Consider the following 21,257-nt stretch of genomic DNA (forward strand, 5'->3'; position numbering starts at 1 on the left):
TTGTCCGCTTTCGGACAGTGAGGGTGTCCGAAAACGAACACATCCCCCAGCGTAGGTATATTCTGGTATAATGGCACGGTCTTTGTCTGTATTTGGTGTAACCAAGAACATGTAAAGGATGAAAAAGAATATCTTGCTTGCTGTTTGTTGTGCCCTGTCTTTGACAGGTTTTGCACAGAACGATACAGTGACCCGTAACCGTGACATTACATTGGCCGAGGCCATCGCTCTGGCACGTGTCCAGTCAGTAGATGCTGCGGTGGCGTTGAATGAACTGAAGACGGCTTATTGGGAATATCGGACTTTCAGGGCTAACCTGCTTCCCGAGGTCAATCTGACGGGTACCCTGCCCAGTTACAACAAGTCTTATAGTACTTATCAGAATTCCGACGGTTCGTACACGTTTGTACGTAACAATACGCTCAACCTATCGGGTGAACTTTCCATTGACCAGAATATTTGGTTGACGGGCGGTAAACTGTCGTTGACTTCCTCGCTGAACTATGTGAAGCAATTGGGCTCAGGAGGTTATCATCAGTTTATGTCCGTACCTGTAGGCTTGGAGCTGACGCAACCTATATTTGGGGTGAATACCCTAAAATGGGACCGCCGTATAGAACCGGTACGCTATGCCGAGGCTAAAGCTTCTTTCATTTCGGCTACAGAAAACGTAACTATCACAGCTATTACCTATTTCTTCAATCTGTTGTTGTCCAAAGAAACGCTGGCTACGGCACGACAGAACAAAGAAAACGCCGACCGTCTTTATGAGGTTGCAAAAGCCAAGCGGAAAATGGGACAGATTTCTGAAAATGATCTGCTCCAGCTGAAGCTCAATGCCCTGCAAGGAAAGGCTGATGTAACAGCTGCCGAAAGCGATTTGAATGCCAAGATGTTCCAGCTTCGATCTTTTTTGGGCGTATCCGAACAGGATATACTTAATCCTGTTTTACCCGAATCGGTACCTGATTTGCGTATGGATTATCGTCAGGTGTTGGACAAGGCACTGGAGCGGAATTCGTTTGCGCAAAACATCAGGCGCCGGCAGTTGGAGGCCGATTATCAAGTTGCTACGGCCAAAGGCAACTTGCGGAGCATTGATCTGTTTGCCAGTGTAGGATATACGGGACAGAATCGTGAATTTAAGGCTGCTTATGAGGATCTGCTCGACAATCAGATTGTACAGGTAGGGGTAAAGATACCGATTCTGGACTGGGGCAAGCGGCGTGGTCAAGTGAAGGTGGCCAAGAGTAACCGCGAGGTGGTACTTTCCAAAATCCGTCAGGAACAGATGGATTTCAATCAGGATATATTTCTTTTGGTGGAGAACTTTAATAATCAGGCCCAGCAGTTAGGGATTGCCGAAGAAGCTGACCGTATTGCAGAAAAGAGGTATCGGACCAGTGTAGAGACTTTTATGATAGGCAAAATCAGTACGCTGGACTTGAATGATGCACAGAACTCCAAGGATGAGGCACGTCAGAAACACATTTCGGAACTCTATTATTACTGGTATTATTTTTACCAGTTGCGTAGCCTGACTTTGTGGGATTTTGAGCAGGATGAAGCGCTTGAAGTCGATTTTGAAGCGGTAGTCAAGAGCTGAAAAACAGTACTGGGATTTTGTACTTCATTTGGCTTGTACTATCTTTGCAAGTGGCAAGATTCATATAATTAAACGAAACAATGATACTGATAGTAGATGATGACAGTGCCGTCCGCTCGTCGCTCAGTTTTATGCTGAAGCGTGCCAAGTATGAAGTGAAGACGGCTGCCGGCCCCAAAGAAGCCATTGAAGTGGTACGGGCCGAAGAACCTTCGCTGATATTGATGGACATGAATTTCACACTGTCCACTACCGGTGAGGAAGGATTGACCTTGCTGAAGCAGGTGAAAATCTTCCGTCCGCATGTACCGGTGATATTGATGACGGCATGGGGGAGTATCCAGCTGGCCGTACAGGGTATGCAGGCCGGAGCATTCGATTTTATCACCAAGCCTTGGAACAATGCAGCCTTGTTACAACGGATAGAAACAGCCTTGCAACTTTCGCGGCCGGAAAATGTACACGAAAGCAATGCAGAGAGCGAACTGAAACGTAGTCATATTATAGGCAAGTCCAAGGGATTGATGGAAGTGCTGGATACCGTCGGACGGATAGCCAAGACCAATGCTTCTGTGCTGATTACAGGAGAAAGCGGTACAGGCAAGGAGCTGATAGCCGAAGCTGTGCATATCAATAGCCGTCGGGAACAACAGCCTTTTGTCAAAGTCAATCTGGGTGGAATCTCCCAAAGTTTGTTTGAAAGTGAAATGTTTGGCCATAAGAAAGGAGCCTTTACGGATGCCACGTCCGACAGGGTAGGACGGTTTGAACTGGCCAACAACGGAACAATCTTTTTGGATGAGATAGGTGATTTGGACTTATCTTGCCAGGTGAAGCTGTTGCGCGTATTGCAGGACCAGACTTTTGAAGTGCTGGGCGACAGTCGTCCGCGCAAGGTGGATGTACGTGTAGTGTCGGCCACGAATGCCGATTTGCGTAAGATGGTAGCCGAACATACTTTCCGTGAAGACTTGTTCTATCGAATAAACCTGATAACAGTGAAATTGCCGCCTTTGCGTGAACGTCGCGAAGACATACCTTTGCTGGTGCGTTACTTTGCCGACCGTCAGGCTGAAGTAAACCGACTGGCGAGAGTGGATTTCTCGGCTGATGCTTTGGGCTTCTTGTCGCGTCTGCCTTATCCGGGTAATATTCGGGAATTGAAGAATCTTGTGGAACGTACCATTCTGGTCAGTGGCAAACAGATACTCGACGCATCCGATTTTGAAACTCAGTATCAACATACTGGTGAAACATCGCAACTTGCTTCTGGTGTGGCCTCGCTGGCCGGTATGACATTGGATGAGATTGAGCGCCGTACCATTCTCCAGACATTGGAACAGTGCAAGGGTAACCTTAGTCAGGTAGCATCCATGTTGGGCATCAGCCGGGCTGCTTTATACCGACGTCTGGAGAAATATAACATTACGGTAAACGATTGATTGAATGATAAAATAAATATAAGTAGAAGAAAAGCGTGCGCATACAGAGTTATTTCTTCATATTGGTAGCGTTGTTGCTGGCCCTTGGAACTGCCATTCCTTTGCTGGCGGGAGAAATGCGGGGAGTATATTTGTATGTACTCGAGGGAGCGATTGTACTGATACTGATATATTTGTCTGTATTCTATAGTAAATTGGTGAAGCCCATGAATACCATTGGTAATGGTATGGAATTGCTTCGCGAGCAGGACTTCAGCAGCCGTCTCAGCCCTGTAGGACAATATGACTCCGACCGTATTGTCAAGATATTCAACCGTATGATGGATCAGCTGAAGAGTGAACGTCTGCGTCTTCGGGAACAGAATCACTTTCTGGATTTGCTTATTCAGGCTTCTCCGATGGGGGTGGTTATTACCGGCTTTGATGAAAAGGTGACCCAATTGAATCCGATGGCCATGAGGATGCTGGGGATTGACGTGTCTGAGATTGAAGGCAAGAAACTGGAACAGGTCGATTGCCCGCTGGCTCAGGAGTTGGCCGGCATTGCGCTGGAGCAGACGGCCGTGGTGAGACTCAACGATGCCAATGTTTATAAATGTACCCATTCTTACTTTATTGATTGCGGTTTTCCCCATCCGTTTTTTTTGATAGAACGCATGACAGACGAAGTGATGCGTGCCGAAAAGAAAGCCTATGAAAAGGTAATCCGCATGATAGCCCATGAGGTGAATAATACTACGGCCGGCATTACCTCGACGCTTGATACGGTAGAACAGGCGCTTGCCGAGGAACAGGGAATGGAAGATTTCTGTGAAGTGATGCGGGTATGTATTGAACGTTGTTATTCCATGAGCAATTTTATTACCCGGTTCGCCGATGTCGTAAAAATCCCGGAACCTACGCTGGTTCCTGTCTGTTTGAATGAAGTGGCCGAGAGCTGTGCACGCTTTATGGAAGGTATGTGTAGCGACCATCAGGTGAAACTGAGATTGGATTGTAATCCGGAAGTTGGAACAGTGAGTCTGGATCCTGCACTTTTTGAACAGGTCGTTGTAAATATTATCAAGAATGCGGTCGAAAGTATCGCTTCTTCTGAGATTCCGTCTGCTACGCCCGGAGTGGTCGTGGTCCGTACGTTGCTGCCCGCTACATTGGAAGTGGAGGACAATGGTCCGGGTATCAGTAAAGAGGCGGAGTCCAAATTGTTCAGTCCCTTCTTTTCTACCAAACCCAATGGGCAGGGCATTGGCCTTATCTTTATCCGTGAGGTTTTGAGTCGGCATAAGTGTACCTTTTCGTTGCGTACTTATGCCGATGGTTTGACCCGTTTTCGCATCAGTTTTGCTTGAAAAAGGGACGTTTGGAACATTTATTGGGTAAAACTGGACTTTCTCTACAAGTTTTCTTCCGTACCTTTGCAGCCCGATAGAACATTAGTTTTTAGCAAGAGGTATTAGTTGAATGAAACTTTTAAAGTTTGTTTCTATAATAATTGGATTGTGCTGGACCATGTCGTTGCGGGCACAGTATGTGGTATCTGGAATCGTTACGGATTCTTTGACCAGGGAACCATTACCTTATACCTCTGTTTACTTGAAAGGAACCACGGAAGGAGGAATGACAGATGATGACGGCCATTTTTCTTTTAAGACTTATCGCAAACAGGCTACACTGGTCGTTTCTGCTATCGGATATAATGAATACGAACGTCAGATATACCCTTCTGGCAACAATCGGATACAAATAGTGCTTTCGCCTGCCACTTATGCTTTACAGGAGGTAGTAGTGAAGCCCCATCGTGAACGTTACAGCAAGAAGAACAACCCGGCTGTGGAATTTGTGAAGCGGATGATTGAACATCGCGATGATCATTCGCCTTCGGAATGTGACTTCTGGCAACGCGACCGATATGAGAAAATGACTTTTTCCATCAACGATTTCGACAGCTTGAAGCAACAGAAATGGCTTTATCGGAAGTTCGATTTTCTGTCAGAGTATGTCGATACATCGGCTGTAACAGGCAAGCCTGTGTTGGCGGTTTCCAATCGTGAACTGTTGGCAACTGATTATTACCGTAAGTCGCCTCATAGTGAAAAACAGGTGGTCAAAGCTCGTCGTCAGGCCGGTGTGGACGAAATGTTGTCACAGCAAGGGATGGAGCAGGCTATCAGTGTTACGATGACCGATGTGGATATTTATCAGAATAATATAACACTTTTTACGAACAAGTTTGTCAGTCCGTTGTCGCGTATTGGTCCTTCTTTTTATAAATACTATCTGATGGATACTTTGGTCGTAGCAGGCAAACCCTGTGTCGATCTGACATTCGTTCCGTTCAATTCAGAATCATTTGGCTTTACTGGACATTTGTATGTGTCGCTCGACAGTACTTATTTCGTACATCGGGTACAGATGAATTTCCCACAAAAAATCAACTTGAATTTTGTGGATAATATGACATTGGAACAATTCTTCGAACAGGCATCTGACGGGACGCGCCAAATGACTCATGAAACTATCGTAACAGAATTTAAACTGACTGAAGGAAGTGATGGTATTTATGCCAAGCGTGATGTTTATTACAGTAATTATCGTTACGAGCCGACGGATGAAGCTGTGGCTGTGTTCGATAAACCCGAGAAAGTGATAGAACCGCGGAACTCTACGGCTTATACGGACCAGTATTGGCAACAGAACCGTCCTGTACTTGTGAGTGGGAAAGAAACTTCTGTCGACAAAATGATGGCACGGCTACGTACTTATCCAGCTTATTATTGGACCGAGAAAATTTTGAAAATACTTTTCACCGGCTATGTACCTATTCCACGCGATAAGTCCCCGTTGTTCTATTACGGACCTGTCAATACGTCTATCAATGGCAATGCATTGGAGGGAGTCCGAATTCGTACCGGTGGTATGACTACAGCCTGGTTAAATCCTCATCTTTTCGGTCGGGGATATGTAGCCTATGGCTTCGATGATCATCGTGTCAAGGGGCTGGCCGAGTTGGAATATTCGTTCAACGAAAAGAAGGAATATGCCAATGAATTTCCCATTCATTCATTGAAACTCAGCTATTATTCAGATGTAAACCAATATGGCCAGAACTATCTTTATACCAGTAAAGATAATGTTTTTTTGGCCTTAAAAAGGAAAAAGGACGACCGTATCGGTTATCAGAAAAAGGCTGAGTTGACTTATAAACAAGAATTTCATTCAGGCTTTTCTTATGAGTTGACCGCACGTTTGCGCGAAGATGAGTCTTCTTATCTTATACCCTTTGTTCGTCAGGACGAAAATCAGACCTATGTAAAGAGTATATCAAACAGTGAGTTGTCCTTGAAATTGCGTTATGCCCCTGGCGAGAAGTTTTTCCAGACACAGTGGAATCGTTATCCAGTATCTCTGGATGCTCCAATTTTTACCTTGACACATACCATGTCGGGTAAGGGTGTTTTGGGTAGTGACTATACTTATCATTATACGGAAGCCGGCTTCCAGAAACGCTTTTGGTTTTCGGCTTTTGGCTATACCGATGTCATATTGAAAGCGGGGAAAGTGTGGAATAAGGTACCTTTCCCTTTACTTATCATACCCAATGCCAATCTTTCCTATACCATTCAGCCTGAGTCGTATAGCTTGATGAATGCGATGGAGTTTTTGAATGATGAGTACGCCTCTTGGGATGTGACCTATTATTTGAACGGTTTTGTTTTCAATAGGGTTCCGTTATTGAAAAAGTTGAAATGGAGGGAAGTACTTTCTTGTCGTGGATTGTTCGGTAATTTGGACGACCGTAACAATCCTGCTCTCAGTGATGGCCTTTTCCAGTTTCCGGCTGGCAGTACGGTTATGGGAAGCAAGCCTTATGTAGAGGTCGGTGTTGGAATTGAGAATATTTTAAAAGTGTTGCGTGTAGATTATGTCTGGCGGTTGACTTATAGGGATTTGCCCAATATAGATAAAAGTGGGCTCCGGATTAGCCTGCACATGACCTTTTAACTTAAATCTTACTAACAGGACAATAAAAGCGATAAAAATAATAGTGATAAATCAATTAAATGCCCTAATTTTGAGCAATTTTTTTAATTAAAAAGAGAATAGAGATGAAAGAAAACATGAATCCTGCCACTGGACGTTTAGGAGTTCTGGTTGTAGGAGTAGGTGGTGCGGTGGCTACTACGATGATAACCGGAGTATTGGCTGCCCGCAAAGGATTGGCTAAACCTATCGGTTCGATAACGCAAATGGCTACCATGAAGACGCAGGATGGCAAGGAACATTTGATTAAAGACATTGTTCCTATTGCCAATTTGAGTGATATCGTGTTTGGCGGTTGGGATATTTTCCCTGACAATGCTTATGAGGCAGCTTTGTATGCAGAAGTATTGAAGGAAAAAGATCTGAACCTGGTTAAGGACGAACTGCAGGCCATCCAGCCGATGACTGCTGCGTTCGATCATAACTTTGCCAAACGTCTGAATGGAACTCATATCAAAAATGCTGCTACCCGTTGGGATATGGTAGAGCAGTTGCGTGAGGACATCCGCCGTTTCAAGGCGGCCAATCAGTGTGACCGTATAGTTGTCCTTTGGGCAGCCAGTACGGAGATTTTTGTTCCATTGTCTGACGAACACCGTTCGTTGGAGGCGTTGGAGAAGGCCATGAAGGAAAACAAGACAGAAGTCGTTTCTCCAAGTATGTGCTATGCTTACGCAGCCATTGCTGAAGGTGCTCCTTTCGTGATGGGTGCCCCCAATCTGTGTGTAGACACGCCGGCTATGTGGGAGTTCTCCAAGAAAATGAATGTACCTATTGCCGGTAAGGACTTCAAGAGCGGACAGACGTTGATGAAGACTGTTCTTGCTCCGATGTTCAAGACACGTATGCTGGGTGTAAGCGGTTGGTTCTCGACCAATATCCTTGGCAATCGTGACGGTGAAGTTCTCGACCAGCCTGAAAACTTCAAGACTAAGGAAGTCAGCAAGCTGTCGGTAATAGACAACATCTTTGAGCCGGAGAAGTTCCCCGATCTGTATGGGAATGTTTATCACAAAGTGCGTATCAATTACTATCCTCCCCGCAAGGATGATAAGGAGGCATGGGACAACATTGACATATTCGGGTGGATGAACTATCCGATGCAGATTAAGGTCAACTTCTTGTGCAAGGACTCAATTCTGGCAGCACCTATTGCACTCGATTTGGTATTGTTCAGCGATTTGGCTTTGCGTGCAGGTATGTGTGGTATTCAGACATGGTTGTCTTTCTTCTGCAAGAGCCCGATGCACGACTTCGAGCATGAGCCGGTTCACGACCTGTTCCAGCAATGGCGCATGGTGAAGCAGACCATCCGTGAGATGATAGGCGAGAAGGAGCCGAGTTATCTCGATTGAGAAATGAGAAAGTAAATGAAAAAGAGGATGTACACTGGAGAATAACGATAAATCAAAGGTGTACACCCTCTTTTGTGTGACATAAAAAATGTGCAGATGAACAGACCGCCTTTTTTACCTATGTTGATTGGTACGGGTTTTGGATCGGGATTTTCGCCTGTGGCTCCCGGTACGGCAGGTGCTTTGCTGGCTGCCTTGATTTGGTTTTTCCTGTCGTTCTTTCTGACAGGACTCATGCTGTTGTGGGTTACAGTCATCCTGATTTTGGTATTTACGATAGCAGGTGTGTGGGCGGCCGATCGGTTGGAACCGGTATGGGGTGAAGACCCGTCGCGTGTGGTAGTCGATGAGATGGTAGGCGTCTGGATTGCTCTGCTGGCTGCTCCTGCCGGTCATGTGTGGTACGGATTGGGAGCTTTTGTCCTGTTCCGCCTGTTTGATATCTTCAAGCCTTTGGGCATTCGTCGGATGGAGAGCCTTCCGGGAGGTATTGGGGTGATGATGGACGATATTCTGTCAGGAATTTATGGTTTTATTTTGTTGATTGCAGTGAGATGGTTGGCGGGTTGAGAGAGAAGGCCTGGTTTGTCAGTTGGCGGCGGACGGTATGGGTGTTTTTCAAGGCTCAGCTTTCTGCACAGTTTGCCAGTTTTGTAGACTTTCTGGTGACCATTCTTTTGTTCAAGCTGTTCGATATCTTTTATCTTTATGCAACGTTTTTGGGATCTGTCGTTGGCGGTATTGTAAACTGTGCCATCAATTACCGGTGGGTGTTTCATTCGGAAGACTGCAAGAAAATACATGTCGCGCTGAAGTATATTGTAGTGTGGGGAGGAAGTATATTGCTGAATACGTGGGGCACGTTTGCCCTGACCGAATGGTTGACAGGTATGACTTGGGTGAACAGCCTTTTGGGTTATTATGTAGACAATGTCTTTATTTTGGCTAAAATAATTGTGGCTGTATTGGTTGCCTTGTTCTGGAATTACCATTTGCAGCGCGTATTCGTTTATCGGAATCATAATATCAGGAAAATCTGGAAATATGTGTTGAAAAATAAAAAAGAAGAATAGATATGACTTACAGAGACTACTTACAACAACTGATTTACAAGATTATCAATCCCGTTGTGCAAGGCATGATCCGGGTGGGGATTACTCCCAATTTTATTACGACTACCGGCCTGGTATTGAATATTGCAGCAGCCGTCGTTTTTGTATATGCTGGACTGGCCGGTGAAGCTCAGGCTTTGACATGGGCCGGTTGGGCAGGCGGCATCGTTCTGTTTGCCGGCTTGTTCGACATGATGGACGGCCGTGTGGCCCGCGTGGGAAATATGTCATCCACATTCGGTGCTCTTTATGATTCTGTACTCGACCGTTACAGCGAGCTTTTCACGCTTTTCGGCATCCTCTATTTCCTGCTTTTCCAAGGTTACTTCTGGGGAAGTATCATTACGGCTGTGGCATTGGTCGGTTCCCTTATGGTAAGCTATGTACGTGCGCGTGCCGAGGGTCTGGATCTGGAATGCAAAGTGGGGCTGATGCAACGTCCCGAACGTGTGGTCCTGACGGCTTTGGGAGCCATCTTCTGCGGTGTCTTTCAGGATTGTACAGCTTTCGACAGCATGTATATTCTGATTGCTCCTTTGGCTGTGATAGCTGTATTGGCCAACTGGACTGCGTTTGTCCGTATCCAACATTGTCGTAAACTGTTGAACAAGCAAAATTGATGAAACTGAGTTTTTTACCCCCGGTAAGGGAAGCCTTGTCGGTTCTTGTTGTGTCGGCCTTGTTTCTGTTGCTGACAGGTGTGTTTGTGGGCATCCGTCCTGAACATTTTCTGATGGTAGGGCTTTTTCTGCTCCTGTTTTTTGCCGGAAAGACTACGCGTAAGCTGGCCGTGGCTTTGCTGCCCTTTATTATTTTCGGTGTGTCCTATGACTGGATGCGCGTCTGGCCCAATTATGAAGTCAATCCTATTGATGTCCGTGGCTTGTATGAAGCCGAAAAATCATTGTTTGGTATCCACATCGACGGGCAGACACTGATTCCCTGTGAATATTTTGCCCTCCATCATTGCAGTGTGGCCGACTTTATGGCCGGTATCTTTTACCTCTGTTGGGTCCCTGTGCCCATTGCTTTCGGCCTGTGGCTCTATTTTAAAGGGAAGCGCAATCTGTACCTTCGCTTCTCGATGGTATTTCTGCTGGTCAACCTGATAGGTTTTGCCGGATATTATATCCATCCGGCTGCGCCGCCCTGGTATGCCATGAACTATGGTTTCGAACCGGTACTCTCTACTCCGGGCAATGTGGCCGGACTGGGACGTTTCGACGAACTGCTGGGAATTACCGTTTTCGAGGGAATCTATGGACGCAATGCCAATGTTTTTGCCGCTGTACCTTCACTCCATGCCGCCTATATGGTTGTGGCTTTGGCCTATGCCATCATGGGGCGTTGTCGCCGTTGGCTTATTGCCGTCTTTGCCTTTATTATGGTCGGCATCTGGTGGACAGCCGTCTATTCGGGCCATCATTATCTGATTGATGTCTCGTTGGGCATCGGCTGTGCCTTGTTGGGTATTCTGGTCTTCGAACAGGGACTGATGCGCTGGGGGGCCTTCCGCCGTTTCTTCGGGAAGTATACCGGCTACATCGGTTGATGTCGGTTTTCATTCCTCTGCGCTCTGCCCGCTGTATTTCGAAGGAGACACTCCAAATTGTGCCATGAAATGTTTTCGCAGGGTACGCGTGTCATTGTATCCTACCATCTCGGCTATTTCCTGCATGCTGTATCGGTTCTCCAGGATGAGTGACGCCGCCTTGCTCATGCGTACGCTGCGAATCATGTCGATGGCAGCCAGTTCGCTCCGCTGCTTGATTTTGCGGTAGAGGGTGGGTTGGCTCATGTGGAGCTGGTCGGCCAGCATCTTGACGTTGAAGTTTTCGTCTGCCAGATTGGCTTCTATCACCTGGATTACTTGTTGGATGAAGTAATCTTCCGTTCCGTTCGATGTCTGCTGGTTTTCATCAGCTTTCAGTTGCAAGGTACCGGTATACAGCCGTTGCAGTCTTTCGCGCTGGCGTATCAGATTGCGTACTCTTGATTTCAGCATTTCCGGGTTGAACGGTTTCATCATGTAGTCGTCTGCTCCCAGGCCCAATGCCTGTATCACATCCGAATCTTCGGACTTTGCGGTAAGCATCAGAATGGGGATAGAAGCCGTTTGCGGCGATTCTTTCAGCTCGCGGCAGCATTCCAGCCCGTCTTTAACAGGCATCATGATGTCACAAATGATGAGATTGGGAGTCGTTTCATGTGCCATTCTGACGCCTTCTTCACCGTTGGCAGCTTCCTCTACGATGAATTCTCCCTCAAAAAGGTTACTGATATATTGGCGGATATCAGCATTGTCTTCGATGATGAGTAGATGCTTGAGGGTTACGTCGAGTTGGTCAGTCGTTTCAGCTGATATATTTGTCGGTTGTGGCTGTTTTTCGGGTGTGATGAGGCTCACTTTCTCATTGTTCGTGTCGAAATGGCTGTTCCCTTCAGGTATGTAGAGGCTGATGGCGGTGCCATGGTCAGGGCAGTCGGCCGTCATTATGCGTCCGTGATGCAGGTCTGTGATGGTTTTTATGATACGCATGCCGATGCCCGTCTGCGTGGAGTGTGCGGGCGTATTGGCTCCTGTCGTGAAAGGTTCGAACAAGTGCTCCTTCACTTCTTGAGGGATGCCTGCTCCGTTGTCGCTGACAGTGATGCTGCAGAAAGGATGACCGTCGATGACCGTGCGTCCCAGGCTCAGTTCTACTTTTCCTTGTGGCAGGGTATATTTGAATGCGTTGGACAGCAGATTACGCAGGGCAGAAGCTATCTTTTCGGCGTCAATCCAAAGCATGAGCGGTTCGGGCAGGAGATGGACGTGGAACTGATAATGTCCTTTTTCGGCCATAGACTTGAAGGATTCGCATACGTCACTTGCCAGCCGGTTTATATCAGTTTCTGCCACTTTCAGTTTCACCATGTCGGCTTCCGCTTTTTGTACGAACAGCAGCTGGTCCATCAGGGCATGCAGTGACTTGCTGTTGTCAAAAGCAGTCTGTAGCTGACGCTGGATGTGTGGACTCAGGTCTTTGGTCTGTTGCAGTTCTTGTAGAGGTGCCAGAATCAGGGTCAGCGGCGTACGCAGCTCGTGGGCTATTTCTGTGAAGAAACGCTCACGCTCCATGCGGAGCTGTTTTTCCTTGTCGCGTTCCACATTGGCTGTGAATACCTCGTGCTCCAGCTGCATTTCGTGCGCCAGACGCTTGTTCCTCAACTGGATACGTCTGAATATAAAGACGGCGCATAAAGCTATGGCTATCAGAATGCAGAGGCGGAACCAGGCGCTACTGCTCCAATGGGGTTCAATGGTGATGTGCAAAACTGTAGTTTCGTTGGTTGCACTGTTGGGGTGTATGTTTTTGATTTCGAAGGTATAATTGCCATGCTTCAGATTGGTATAGGCTACTTTTTCCTCCCCTTGCGTATAGATCCATTCCTGTTGGTAGGGATACAGGCGGTAGGCATATCTCTGTTGCCCGTCAGAATAAGACATGTCGCTGAAGGTAAGCGAGAAATCCCGGTTCTGATAGTTGAGGCGGATGGCCGACTGGTAGGAAATGCCATTGGGCAGAATCGTCTGCCCGTTGACCGACTGGTTGATGCCTACCGGCCGGTTGTTTACTTCCAGTCCCGTTATCAACACTTTCTTGGACTTCTCAAAACGGTCTGTCTTTTTGGGGCTAAAGTAAGTCAAGTTCTTGTTGTTACCCCAAAACAGCGTGTGTTTCCAATATAAGGCCGAACGGTTGCTGCCCGACACATAGTAGTTGTAAAACAAATGTTGCTGGCTGTCATACCGTGAAATGCCTGAATTGGAGCCTATCCAGATGTTTCCCTTGTCGTCTTCTGTGATACATCCCACAAAGTCGTTGCACAAGCCGTCCTGTGTGGTAAAGGTCTGCACGATGCGGTTTTCTTTGGGTGAAACGACGGCCAGTTTGTTGGTATATCCTACATACAGCATGCCGTCTTTGGCGGCAAAGACTGACCGTATCGAACGATAGTTCATGCTGGCCTGTACTTCATAATCGTTGTCAAGACGGTCTCCATTACCGCTGTAACGGTAGAGCCCGTTGACAGTTCCCAGCCACAGATGGTGGTCAGGCGTCTCGGCCAGTGCACGGATGTAGAGTGGGGGAATTGTGTCCCCGTTTTTGTCTTTGAAGTCAATGCGTTGGAATGAATGGGAGCCGGGCTTTAATACAAACAGTCCGCTTTGTGTACCGGCCCAAACTCTTCCCTGGCTGTCAGCCAGCAGGCTCCATACGGAACCATTGTTGGCATGGCCTGCCGAATCTGTCAGTTTCACAATCTGGAAACGTTTCGTCTTAGCTTCATAATGGGTCAGTGTTCCGTCGGCATTGCCAAACCAGAGGTCGCTTTCAGCGTCTTTGCAGCTGCTCAATACCGTATGGCGCTTTTGGCTTTCCGAGTTTCCGGCTGGTGTGAAATCCAGCTCTTCATCCGTATGGTAAGGAGTACGGCTGCGCAGGATGCTCCGGTGGAAGGTGGTGAGCCACACGTAACCTTCGTCGTCGGCTACGATGGAACAGATTTCGTTGTGACGGTCCTGATAGTAGCGTTTGTAAAACTGTTCCCGCAGGTCCGACCAGATGGCGCCCCCACCATCCGTTCCAATCCAGAGGATGCCTTGCGGGTCGTAAAACGCGGTAATCATACGCGTTTCGATGTCGCGGAATATATAGGAGGTGGTATTGTTGAAGACCTGGCCTGTCATTTCGTCCGGGTTGTTCTTGTTCAGGCTGATGAGCGTATATCCGTTCCAGGTGGCAGCCAGATAGCGGTTCTTCTCCAGCCGTATTACTCCGAAGACATCGGTGTGCGACAATTGGTTCGAAATCGTTTTGTTGTGGTAAGTCATGCGACTGGTTTTCCCGGTCTTTACATTATGGCGTGCCAGTCCGTATGTAAGGGCCGAGAGCCAGATGTTTCCGTCCTCGTCGTATAAAATATGGTTGATAGGTATGGGCTGGTTGAATCCAAAGTCGATGATGCTGTATTTGTCCATCTGGCTTACGTCGGCTATCATGGCTTTTCCATAGACGTCTGCTACACAGATGTGACGTTTGTCAGGCGTCAATGACATTTTGGCCAGTATATGTTTTTCTGTGTTCCACTGCGAGTAGCGTTTCAGGATTTTGAAGGTAACGGCATCGTGCTGTGACGAACCGGCTATTCGGGCAAGCATCAGCTCCTGATTGTTCAACACCCATAAGGTAGAGTCGTTTACCGATTCAGTTGCAATGGCCTTGAAAGGCTTGCCGTCTTCCGTCTGTACGGGGATGAACGTTTCGCTGCGCAAGTCAAATCCGTAAAGCAAGCCGCCGCTTTCGAAACACAGCAGGCCGTCTGATATTTCTTTCAGTACCGAGATGTTGGTACTTGTGTTGTCAAAAGGAAAGGTTTTCACCTGCTTTCCGTCATAGCGGTTCAGGGCATCACGTGTACTCAGCCAGATGAAACCGTTCCGGTCTTTGCAGATGGAGTGGATGGTATTGTCTGACAGGCCGTTTTTCATGGTCAGCACATGGAGGTCCTTTTCAAAAAAAGCATGGCAGGCCATCTGGGCGTACAGACATAAAAGGAAGCTGAATAGTATACGTAAGGTATTGGTGCGCATATTCTGTATTATGATTAAGTTACACAAAGAAATGAAAAATCTATTATTTCTCGAAATGAAATACAAAAAAAATAGCAGAAGTCTCGGAAGCTTGTTTTATATATCGGCATGGATACTTATGTGTTATTTGGTTATAATTACTTACAATTTGAGATATCTGGGCAACTTGTCTGACAGCCATCGGAATTATGGGTTTGAACCCAGAGGGGGGTATGTTTGAAACATTCGGGCCTTATGTTTGAAACATACCCCCTCTATGTTTGAAACATAAGAATGCCGTGACATAAGCCGGTTGGAGATACATTTTCTTGCGGATCTTGAAAAATGTTTATATTTTCCAATGGCGCGGCTTGGGTGGACACGAATCTGAAAGGCTTGCCATTTCGTGCATCACATCTTTGCGTTCAGACGAAGTGCTTCGTTACCATCTCATGCAGTGCTTCATCATCACCTCATGCAGTGCTTCGTTGCACCTTCACAAAGCACTTCGTTGCAGGTTCATGAAGCACTGTGTCACGTTATCATGGAATATTGTGTTGTTTTTCATTCAGTGACCTGCTTGCAGACGGGGTTTCATAGGCATAAACCTTTCAAAATGCTGCAAAAAAGCAAAGAAAGTTAAGATTGCATTAAACGTGCATGCTGAATGAAATGAATGTGCAGGGCCTTTCAGATGCGAATCTCCTACATTTGCAGCAAACAGAGAACTCAATCCATTGTTTAACTTTAAAATTAAGGAAAACATGAAAAAAAGCCTTATTTTATTTTTGATGCTTTGGAGCAGTATATTTATGTATGCCCAGCATCTCAGCATTACAGGTAAAGTCACAGACAAGCAGGACGAGCCCATCATCGGTGCCAGTGTCCTTGTCAAAGGCACTTCCAATGGTGTGATTACCGACCTGAACGGTGTGTTCAACATGAAAAACGTGCCCTCCGACGGAGTCCTGACCGTATCTTACATCGGTTATAAAGATGTAGAAGTCAAAATCAATCCTTCACAGACGTCTTATTCCATTACATTGGAAGAAGACAACCAGATGCTCGACGAAGTGGTGGTAGTAGGTTTCGGTACGCAGCGTAGAGCTAACCTGACTGAGGCTGTTGCTACGGTGGATACCAAATCGTTGAAATCGCGTCCGGTAACCAATCTTGGACAGTCTTTGCAGGGTACAGTTCCCGGCCTCAATCTTTCGGTTGGTTCTTACGGTGGTCAGTTAGGCCAGGCGATGGACGTCAACATTCGTGGTACAGGTACCATTTCAACAGGTTCCACAGCTTCTACCTTGGTCTTGATCGACGGAATAGAAGGTAATATGAACAACCTCAATCCGGACGACATTGAATCTATCTCTGTATTGAAAGACGCAGCTGCCAGTTCTATCTATGGTTCGCGTGCAGCCTTTGGTGTCATCTTGATTACGACGAAGAAAGGAAAAGCAGGAAAAGCCAGTGTCAGTTATTCGGGTAATGCCCGTTACTATGGTCCCTTCAACTTGCCCAACCTGATGAATTCTTGGGATTTTGCGAACTATTTTAATGAAGCGAGTGTGAACGGTGGTGGTAATGCAATCTTTGATGAGGATACCATGAATCGTATCCAGCAGTATATGCGGGGTGAGATTACAACCACTACTATTGCCAATTCGAACGGAAACTGGCAATTCCATGAAAAAGCCAATGATAATGTAGATTGGTATGACAAGCATTACAAATGGTCATGGGCACACGAGCACAATCTGAACATCAACGGCGGATCCGAGAAAATGCAATATTATGTATCTGCAAATTATTTGGGACAGGACGGTAACTTGCGTTTTGGTGAAGATTCATACGAACGTATCAATACCAACGCCAAAATCAATGCACAACCCTTTAAATGGTTGGATGTTGAAGTCAATGTGAAATATGTTCATACCGACCTGGATAATCCTTTGTATACAGATATGGGTGGTTTGCTTTATCACGACATTGTCCGTATGTGGCCGATGATGCCTTTCCAGGATCCCAATGGTCATTATATGCGCAACGGTAAGTTGGCCCAGCTGACAAGTGGCAGCCGTTCTGTTACTTCCAATGACAACGTATATCTGCAGGGACAGCTGGTGTTCCATCCGTTGAAAGGTTGGAATATATATGCCAATGCAGGTTTGCGTACCATCAACGAATTCCGTAAGCAGAACCTGAACAAGGTATATGAATATAATGTCAATGATGAACCACTGCTGTTGGGCTATAATGATAGTTACGCCGCTGGTCAGACGGGCGCGATGCAGCGTTGGACGCGTGCCAATCACTTGACTACCAGTTTGTACAGTGATTACGAGTTTACTTTGAATGAAAATCATAAGTTCAAGGTGATGGCTGGTATGAACACTGAGAAATACAATAATCGTGTAATCGGCGTTGAACGTATGGATTTGATTACTGAGAATGTTCCTGAAATTGGCGCAGCTACAGGTGATGATGTTATCAATGACGCATCTGCTTATTCGTGGGCTACCGTCGGTTTCTTCGGCCGTTTTAACTATGATTATGCAGACAAATACTTCGTTGCAGCCAATGTGCGTTATGACGGTTCTTCTCGTTTCTTGAGAAAAGACCGTTGGGGAACGTTCGGTTCATTCTCATTGGGTTGGAATGTGGCCCGCGAAGAATTCTTCCCCTTGGACGAGGACTTGATGAGCCAGTTCAAGCCGCGTCTTTCATGGGGTACATTGGGTAACCAGAATACCAATTCGTACTATCCTATGTATTTGACCCAATCAGTTTCCGTTAATGGAGGAAATTGGTTGATGGACGGTGCTTATCCTACAATAGCAGGAGTTCCGGGTACCATCAGTTCTACGCTGACTTGGGAAACCGTGCAGTCGTTGAATGTCGGTTTCGATATGTCTATGTTCCGCAGCCGTTTGAGTTTGAACTTCGACTACTTTATCCGTAAAACGCTTGATATGGTAGGACCTGCTTCTGAGGTGGCACATATTTATGGTACAGGTATGCCTTCTACCAATAATACAGACTTGAAGACGAAAGGTTGGGAACTGGCAGTGAATTGGCGCGACCGTGTAGGAGAAGTGAATTATAACGTTGGCTTCAACATCGCAGATTCCCGTTCGTTTGTCATGACTTATCCAAATGAATCAAAGTCCTTGGGTACAAGATATGAGGGTGAAGAACTGAACGACATCTGGGGTTACGTAACTCACGGTATAGCCAAGAGTCAGGCAGAAATGGATGAATGGTTGAAAGATAACCGTCCGTCTTGGGGCTCTGGTTGGACAGAAGGTGATATCATGTATACTGACTTGAACGGTGATGGTATTATCAATACAGGAGCCAATACTTTAAGTGATCCGGGCGACCGTGTAAAATTGGGTAATAGTACACCACGTTTCCGTTTCGGTCTGAATATGGGCTTGGATTGGAAAGGCATTGATTTTAGTATGTTCTGGCAAGGTGTGGCCAAACGTGATCTTTGGTTGGATGGTCCTTTGTTCTGGGGTGTAGGCAGTGGCGAATGGCAGTCTACAGGTTTGGAACCGCATTTGGATTATTATCGTCCGGAAAATACTACATCTGTATTTGGACCTAATACAGACGCTTATTTCCCTCGTATTTATTTGGGCAACACAAAAAATCAATATACACAAAGCCGTTATATGCAGAACGGAGCCTATATGCGTCTGAAGAATATACAGGTGGGATATACATTGCCGAAACAAGTTCTTGACAAAATAGGAATGGAATATCTTCGTTTCTATGTAAGTGCCGAGAATGTATTGACTATTTCAAGCTTGCCAAATGGCTTTGATCCTGAAACAGCTTATTCAGCCTATACAGGTAGTAACTCTGGTAAGACTTATCCGTTGCAGGCTACTGTTTCGTTCGGTGTTAATGTAACTTTCTAAAAAATTACTAGTAGGAAATTAGATATGAAAAAGACCTTATTATATTCATTGATAGTGGCAGCTGGATTGACCACTACCTCATGCAACGATTATTTGGATTTGTCACCTATAACAAGTGTGTCAACTACCGATTATCTTTATGCAGAAAACGACCTGGGGGCTTATGCCGCCAATCTTTACGGCAATCTGCCTTCTCATGGAACGGGCTATAGCGGTTTGGGATTGTTCGATGATGACAATGGTACGGACAATCAGACAGCTGCCTCTCCAAGCACTTTGTTTGTAACGGGACAGACTTATGTAGGCAATTATGCCCTTTGGAATTCCTATATGTCTGTCATTCGAACAGTCAACTATTTCCTTGAGACTGTTCCCCAACGTTATGAGAATGGTGAGATTAGTGGAAATGATGCTAACATCAAGCATTATATTGGAGAAATGTATTTCTTCCGTGCACTCTTCTATTATTTTGCTTTACAGAATTTGGGCGATTTCCCGATTCTGACCAACACGCTGACTGATGACTATAATGTATTGAGAGAAGCCTCCAAGCGTCGTCCTCGTAATGAAGTTGCCCGTTTCATCATTTCGGATTTGAATACTGCTTATGACTATATGCTGGCGACGCCTCCTATGACAAATCGTTTGACACGTGACTGCGCTGCCTTGTTGAAGAGTCGTGTGGCATTGTTTGAAGGTACGTGGGAGAAATATCATGCAGGAACTGCTTTCGTTCCGAAAGGTGAAGGCTGGCCGGGTGCATCAATGGATTACCTGAAAGATTATAGTTATGATGCTCAAAGCGAAATTCGTTATTTCTTGGAGCAGGCAATTGAGGCGGCCGATCTGGTAGCACAAAATCACACATTGAACAGTGACTATGCAGGTTTGTTCAATTCTGTAGATTTGAATCCTTATATGGATGAAGTTTTGTTGTGGCGCCAGTATAGCATCAGTTCTGAAAACTCTGTCTCCCATCATGTTGTAGACTATCTACAGAGAAATGGTAGTGGTGGTAGCGGATTTACCCGTTCTATGGTAGATTCTTATCTGATGGCCAACGGTTTGCCTATCTATGCAGCAGGTTCCGGTTATGAAGGTGACGATACGTATGAACACTTGTTCGATGGACGCGATCCGCGTATGGATATGACTATTTTGAAGACGGGCGATCTGCTTTCTGATGGTCCTAATCTCGTTGAATATATCAAGGCTTCTGATGGTTATGGCTACTTCTATCGTTCTCCGATTTTCGAAGGTCAACTTGAAAATGCCTGCCCCACAGGATACAGTTTGCGCAAGGGATTGAATACTTCGGGAACCATGCAGACTACCAAACAGTCTTATACAGGATGCCCCAGTTACCGTGCTGCAGAAGCTTATTTGAATTATTTGGAGGCCTATTATGAATTGAATGGCAATTTAGGCGGTAATTGCGACGAGTATTGGCAGGCACTTCGTAGACGTGCCGGTGTGTCCACCAACTATCAGCTGACTATTGACAATACGCAGATGGACAAGGAAAAGGCTGACTGGGGAAGTTACTCTGCTGGCCGGCAGGTGGATGCAACGTTGTACAACATTCGTCGTGAACGTCGTGTGGAATTGGCTGCCGAAGGATTCAGATTTGCTGACTTGAAGCGTTGGCGCGCTCTTGACCAGGTTAAGAATGTTCATCTGCAAGGTGTCAACATTTGGGATGATATGTACAAACTGTATACAACCCCTACTCCAGAGGATGCTGCTTCTGCGTTGAAGACTGTCAATCTGATTCCTTATGGTAGTACTGAAGGTGATCCGAATGTTTCTGCACAGACTGATGAATATGCTGAAGGTAAATATCTCTTGCCTTATCGTAAAAGCAAAAGTAATATTGGTTTTAACGGTTTGAACTGGAATCCGGCCAAGTATTTGTATCCTATCAGCAACTATGAGTTCCGTTTGACAACTGAGGTTGCAGGATCCAACGAATATGACACTTCGACAATTTATCAGAATCCGGGGTGGAGCAAAGAAGATGGTACCCTGCCTGAAGGAGATTGATCTGGATTGTGAATTTATTTGATGAATGGCCGTCATTACCTTGTTTTCGAGTGGGGATGGCGGCCTTCTTCATTTTTTATCTTATCTTTGGGCAGAAATTATGTCTATT

12 protein-coding genes are annotated in these 21,257 nt (G+C 46.0%); 11 read left to right on the top strand and 1 reads right to left on the bottom strand.

All coding sequences use genetic code 11. From position 1 onward, the window contains the following. Positions 1-118 precede the first annotated feature (118 nt). The 9 genes from RDO88_RS02185 to RDO88_RS02225 all read left to right on the top strand — a co-directional run bounded on the left by RDO88_RS02185 (position 119) and on the right by RDO88_RS02225 (position 11,108). Positions 119-1,606 (top strand): TolC family protein, encoded by a 1,488-nt coding sequence (locus tag RDO88_RS02185; protein WP_307757797.1) that lies wholly within the window; start codon positions 119-121, stop codon positions 1,604-1,606. Between the two features lie 80 nt (positions 1,607-1,686). Beyond that, positions 1,687-3,048 carry a sigma 54-interacting transcriptional regulator gene (locus tag RDO88_RS02190; protein ID WP_307757798.1) on the top strand — a complete coding sequence of 454 codons (1,362 nt, stop codon included), beginning with the start codon at positions 1,687-1,689 and terminating at the stop codon, positions 3,046-3,048. 35 nt (positions 3,049-3,083) lie between these two features. Then, positions 3,084-4,397 carry an ATP-binding protein gene (locus RDO88_RS02195; RefSeq protein ID WP_307757799.1) on the top strand — a complete coding sequence of 438 codons (1,314 nt, stop codon included), beginning with the start codon at positions 3,084-3,086 and terminating at the stop codon, positions 4,395-4,397. Between the two features lie 112 nt (positions 4,398-4,509). Beyond that, complete coding sequence (locus RDO88_RS02200; RefSeq protein ID WP_307757800.1) at positions 4,510-7,050, top strand: DUF5686 family protein; 2,541 nt, start codon at positions 4,510-4,512, stop codon at positions 7,048-7,050. Positions 7,051-7,154: 104 nt separating this feature from the next. Further along, complete coding sequence (locus RDO88_RS02205; protein WP_307757801.1) at positions 7,155-8,444, top strand: inositol-3-phosphate synthase; 1,290 nt, start codon at positions 7,155-7,157, stop codon at positions 8,442-8,444. Between the two features lie 96 nt (positions 8,445-8,540). Next, positions 8,541-9,014 (top strand): phosphatidylglycerophosphatase A, encoded by a 474-nt coding sequence (locus RDO88_RS02210; RefSeq protein ID WP_307757802.1) that lies wholly within the window; start codon positions 8,541-8,543, stop codon positions 9,012-9,014. Continuing rightward, a complete protein-coding gene (locus RDO88_RS02215; protein WP_307757803.1) occupies positions 8,999-9,517 on the top strand; it encodes a GtrA family protein in 519 nt (172 codons plus the stop codon). The genes RDO88_RS02210 and RDO88_RS02215 overlap by 16 nt, the downstream gene beginning before the upstream one ends. Positions 9,518-9,519: 2 nt before the next feature. Then, complete coding sequence (locus RDO88_RS02220; RefSeq protein WP_307757804.1) at positions 9,520-10,176, top strand: CDP-alcohol phosphatidyltransferase family protein; 657 nt, start codon at positions 9,520-9,522, stop codon at positions 10,174-10,176. Further along, positions 10,176-11,108 carry a phosphatase PAP2 family protein gene (locus RDO88_RS02225; protein WP_307757805.1) on the top strand — a complete coding sequence of 311 codons (933 nt, stop codon included), beginning with the start codon at positions 10,176-10,178 and terminating at the stop codon, positions 11,106-11,108. Before RDO88_RS02220 ends, RDO88_RS02225 begins: the two co-directional genes overlap by 1 nt. 9 nt (positions 11,109-11,117) lie before the next feature. Here the strand turns inward: RDO88_RS02225 and RDO88_RS02230 are convergent, their stop codons facing one another. Beyond that, complete coding sequence (locus RDO88_RS02230) at positions 11,118-15,092, bottom strand: two-component regulator propeller domain-containing protein (protein ID WP_307757846.1); 3,975 nt, start codon at positions 15,090-15,092, stop codon at positions 11,118-11,120. An 845-nt stretch (positions 15,093-15,937) separates the two neighbouring features. Here RDO88_RS02230 and RDO88_RS02235 point away from each other — a divergent pair. Continuing rightward, the gene (locus RDO88_RS02235) at positions 15,938-19,105 is read left to right on the top strand and encodes a SusC/RagA family TonB-linked outer membrane protein (protein WP_307757806.1); all 3,168 of its coding nucleotides are present in this window, start codon (positions 15,938-15,940) and stop codon (positions 19,103-19,105) included. Between the two features lie 24 nt (positions 19,106-19,129). Beyond that, positions 19,130-21,148 (top strand): RagB/SusD family nutrient uptake outer membrane protein, encoded by a 2,019-nt coding sequence (locus RDO88_RS02240; RefSeq protein ID WP_307757807.1) that lies wholly within the window; start codon positions 19,130-19,132, stop codon positions 21,146-21,148. Positions 21,149-21,257 lie beyond the last annotated feature (109 nt).

It is taken from the genome of uncultured Mediterranea sp. (assembly GCF_902493215.1).
Classification (GTDB): domain Bacteria; phylum Bacteroidota; class Bacteroidia; order Bacteroidales; family Bacteroidaceae; genus Bacteroides.